The sequence below is a fragment of the Daejeonella sp. genome (genome assembly GCF_044342615.1).
Classification (GTDB): Bacteria; Bacteroidota; Bacteroidia; order Sphingobacteriales; family Sphingobacteriaceae; genus Daejeonella.
The window spans coordinates 1-4,218 of the sequence record NZ_JBIIPN010000180.1; the positions used below are offsets into that span (position 1 = coordinate 1).

Sequence of the window (4,218 nt, forward strand, 5' to 3'; positions counted from 1 at the left end):
TGGGATGCGATGTGTGTTTAGCAGATTATCCTTATCTGGTAGATTTCAAGGAGAGGCAAATTGTTAAATTGAGTGGAGACGAAAATCTGGAGGATGATACCGAAGAGATTGTTGTTTTAAAGAGAAGCGAGACGGAGATTAACGTAGCAACGTTAATTTATGAATTTATCAATCTTGCAGCACCTTATATTAGTCGCTGTGAGGATGAAGGAAATACAGAATGGTGTGATTCTGAAATGATTGAAAAATTAAAGCAGTTAGCACCGGGACCAAAAGAAGAAATTAAAGATGTTGACCCAAGATGGGAAGCATTAAAGAACATAAAAAAGTAAATTAATACATAGGAACAAATGGCACATCCAAAACGGAAAATATCAAAATCAAGAAGAGATAAGAGAAGAACGCATTATAAAGCAGAAGCTCCAGGATTAACTACTTGTCAGACTACTGGTGCTGTTCATTTACCTCACCGTGCATATACAGTTGATGGCAACTTGTATTACAACGGAAAAATGGTGATTGAAAACTCATCTGTTGCCTAAGCAAATTTGCTAAAATGAGGATTGGCTTAGACATTATGGGTGGAGACTTTGCTCCCAAAGCGACAGTTTTGGGTGCAATTGAAGCTCAAAAATCCCTTTCGTCGGAAGAGAGAATCGTTCTCTTTGGCGATAAAGATCAAGCTCTACCCTTCATTGAAGAAGCAGGTTTAAGCCAAGATGCATTTGACTTCGTTCATACAACTGAAGTTATTGGCATGGGTGATCATGCTGCAAAATCTGTCATACAAAAACCTAACTCAAGTATTAGTTTAGGTTTCCAATACCTTAAAGAGGGTAAAATAGATTCTTTTGGCTCTGCAGGCAATACAGGCGCAATGTTAGTTGGTGCAGTTTTAAGTGTAAAACCTGTACCAGGCGTATTGCGTCCAGCAGTAGCAACAAATGTCCCTAAGCTTAAATCCGGTTTCGGAATTATGTTGGATGTTGGAGCTAATGCCGATTGTAAGCCAGAAGTTTTGGCTCAATTTGGATTATTAGGTAGTTTGTACGCAGAGCATGTTTACCACATTCAAAATCCCAGAGTAGGATTAATGAATTTAGGGGAAGAAGAAGAAAAAGGTAATGTGCTTACACAAGCCACCTTCCCTCTTTTAAAACAATCAGAAATAAATTTTATCGGCAATATTGAGGGCAGAGACTTGTTTAACGACAAAGCAGATGTAATAGTTTGCGATGGTTTTACAGGTAATGTCATGTTAAAATTAGCTGAAACATTCTATATACTCACGCTCAAAAAAGGATTTAAAGATGAATTCTTTGACCGTTTCAATTATGAGCAATATGGAGGCAGCCCTATCTTAGGGGTCAATGCACCTGTTCTTATTGGCCACGGTATCTCTAGTCCCGAAGCAATTAAAAATATGGTTCTTTTATCACGCACAATGGTCGAGACTAAGTTCGTAGATAAAATCAGAGAAGCTTTCAAATAATATACCTTATTTATTATGTCTAAAATTCACGCTGCAATAACAGCCGTAAATGCCTATGTCCCTGAATATATTCTTACGAATCAGGAGCTAGAAAAAATGGTTGAAACCAACGATGAGTGGATAGTTACCCGCACAGGTATTAAAGAACGTCGTATTCTTAAAGGCAATTTAGGCACATCAGATATGGGTGCCAAAGCTGTTGAAGGTTTACTCAAAAAACGTGGCATAAGTGCTGAAGAAATCGACATGATTATCTTTTGTACCACAACTCCTGATATGGTTTTCCCAGCATCAGCAAATATTCTAGCTCATAAAGTAGGGGCAATAAATGCTTGGGGTTATGATTTAAATGCGGCATGTTCAGGCTTTTTATTCGGACTAGCCACAGGATCTCAATTTATTGAATCAGGAAAACATAAAAAAGTATTAGTTGTTGGTGGCGATAAAATGTCGTCAATCATTAATTATAAAGACCGTACCAGCTGCATCATTTTTGGAGATGGTTGTGGTGCCGTATTACTTGAGCCAAATACTGAAGGATATGGAGTTATTGATTCCATCCTAAAAAGTGATGGTTCAGGCGGACCCTATCTTTGTCAGAAGGCGGGCGGATCGCTTAGACCTGCCAGCCATGAAACAGTAGATAATGATGAACATTTCTTACATCAAGAAGGTCAGGCAGTATTTAAATTTGCGGTTACCAATATGGCTGATGTTGCTGCAGAGATCATGGAAAAAAATAATCTAACTTCAGAAAATGTAGATTGGCTTGTTCCGCATCAAGCAAATAAGCGCATTATAGACGCTACAAGCAATCGTTGTGGCATTAATGCAGACAAAGTGATGATAAATATCGAAAAGTATGGGAATACAACGAATGGAACCATACCTTTGTGTTTATGGGAGTGGGAAAGCAAGCTTAAGAAAGGTGATAATCTTATCTTAGCTGCATTTGGAGGTGGCTTTACTTGGGGATCTTTATATCTTAAGTGGGCTTACTAAAAAATCAGGCTCTTTTTTAATATTTTTGTTATAATTATAAAATAGAATCCAAAACCTAAACTAAACAAAATGGATATTAAACAAATTCAGGAACTTATCAAATTTGTTTCCAAATCTGGAGTAAATGAAGTTTCACTTGAACAGAAAGAGTTTAAAATTACCATAAAAACCAATCAGCCACCGATTTTTGCAGCGAGTGCACCTGTACAGGCCGCTCCACAACTACCGGTTGCTGCTGCTACTGTGGCTACTGTAACAACCATTTCAGAGCCAAAAGCTGCAACACCAGCAAAAGAAGATGATTCAGCTTACCTGACTATCAAATCACCAATGATTGGTACATTCTACCGCTCATCTAGTCCGGATAAGCCATTATTAGTTAACGTTGGCGATGAAGTTAAAGCAGGGAAAGTGGTTTGTATCATTGAGGCAATGAAGCTTTTCAACGAAATCGAATCTGAAATTTCAGGTCGTATCGTAAAAGTATTAGTCGACAATGCTAGTCCGGTAGAATACGATCAGCCTCTATTTTTAGTTGAGCCTATCTAATTTGAAGAAATAATTTGAGAATTATAGACTAGGTAATAAATCCCTAATCAATAGTTCATCATTTTTCATCCTCAAATTATCAAAAGAAAAATTATGTTCAAAAAAATACTAATTGCAAATCGCGGTGAAATAGCTCTTCGAATCATTCGTACTTGTAAGGAGATGGGAATTAAAACCGTTGCTGTTTATTCAACAGCCGATCGCCATAGCCTACACGTTCGATTTGCTGATGAAGCCGTTTGTATCGGTCCGCCACCAAGTAAAGACTCTTACCTAAGCATTCCTAATATCATTTCTGCAGCAGAGTTAACCAATGCAGATGCCATCCATCCTGGATACGGATTTTTATCAGAAAACGCTAAATTTTCAGCTATCTGTAACGAGTATGGTATCAAATTTATTGGTGCTACCGCTGATCAGATTAATGGCATGGGTGATAAAGCATCCGCAAAGGAAACGATGAAGGAGGCAGGAGTGCCAACTATTCCGGGTTCTGAAGGACTATTAACTGATGTTAAAGAAGGTATTAAAATCGCAAACGAGATTAAATATCCAGTCATTTTAAAAGCTACAGCAGGTGGTGGCGGTCGCGGAATGCGCATCGTATGGAATGATGAAGAGTTTGAACCAGCATGGGATTCAGCTCGTCAAGAATCTGCCGCAGCATTTGGTAACGATGGCTTATACCTCGAAAAATATGTGGAAGATCCACGACACATTGAAATTCAAGTAATAGGTGATCAATTTGGTAAGGTATGTCATTTATCTGAACGCGATTGCTCCATTCAAAGACGTCATCAAAAATTAGTTGAAGAATCACCATCACCTTTTATGACTGATGAGCTGAGAGAACAAATGGGTGCTGCTGCAATTAAAGGAGCAATGGCTGTAAACTACGAAGGCGCAGGAACAGTTGAATTCTTAGTCGATAAGCACCGTAACTTCTACTTCATGGAGATGAATACCCGTATTCAAGTAGAACATCCTGTTACTGAGGAGGTTATAAACTTCGACTTAATTAAAGAGCAGATAAAAGTTGCTGCTGGTATTCCAATTTCAGGAAAGAATTATATTCCAGAAATGCACGCAATTGAATGCCGTATCAATGCAGAAGATCCATTTAACAATTTCAGACCTTCACCAGGATTAATCACTAATTTTCATTCACCAGGCGG

Annotated in this window: 6 protein-coding genes; all 6 read left to right on the top strand. The window is 38.3% G+C overall.

The window, feature by feature from the left end:
* The coding region (locus ACIQ0D_RS11815; RefSeq protein WP_395805866.1) for a YceD family protein at positions 1-332 on the top strand (332 nt) is incomplete at its 5' end.
* A gap of 18 nt (positions 333-350) precedes the next feature.
* Positions 351-542: a 50S ribosomal protein L32 gene (gene rpmF / locus ACIQ0D_RS11820; protein ID WP_395805868.1), complete on the top strand. Its 192-nt coding sequence runs from the start codon at positions 351-353 to the stop codon at positions 540-542.
* Between the two features lie 14 nt (positions 543-556).
* The gene (plsX, locus tag ACIQ0D_RS11825) at positions 557-1,492 is read left to right on the top strand and encodes a phosphate acyltransferase PlsX (protein WP_395805870.1); all 936 of its coding nucleotides are present in this window, start codon (positions 557-559) and stop codon (positions 1,490-1,492) included.
* A gap of 15 nt (positions 1,493-1,507) precedes the next feature.
* Positions 1,508-2,494, top strand: a complete 987-nt coding sequence (locus ACIQ0D_RS11830; protein ID WP_395805872.1) for a beta-ketoacyl-ACP synthase III — start codon at positions 1,508-1,510, stop codon at positions 2,492-2,494.
* 69 nt (positions 2,495-2,563) lie between these two features.
* Positions 2,564-3,043, top strand: coding sequence for an acetyl-CoA carboxylase biotin carboxyl carrier protein (gene accB / locus ACIQ0D_RS11835; RefSeq protein ID WP_395805874.1), 480 nt, complete (start codon positions 2,564-2,566; stop codon positions 3,041-3,043).
* A gap of 93 nt (positions 3,044-3,136) precedes the next feature.
* The coding region (locus ACIQ0D_RS11840; RefSeq protein WP_395805876.1) for an acetyl/propionyl/methylcrotonyl-CoA carboxylase subunit alpha at positions 3,137-4,218 on the top strand (1,082 nt) is incomplete at its 3' end.

What these genes read in the sequence shown, in the direction of transcription:
- ACIQ0D_RS11830 (WP_395805872.1), top strand. Translation starts at nt 1,508, where the DNA reads ATGTCTAAAATTCACGCTGCAATAACAGCCGTAAATGCCTATGTCCCT.
- plsX (WP_395805870.1), top strand. Translation starts at nt 557, where the DNA reads ATGAGGATTGGCTTAGACATTATGGGTGGAGACTTTGCTCCCAAAGCG.
- rpmF (WP_395805868.1), top strand. Translation starts at nt 351, where the DNA reads ATGGCACATCCAAAACGGAAAATATCAAAATCAAGAAGAGATAAGAGA.
- accB (WP_395805874.1), top strand. Translation starts at nt 2,564, where the DNA reads ATGGATATTAAACAAATTCAGGAACTTATCAAATTTGTTTCCAAATCT.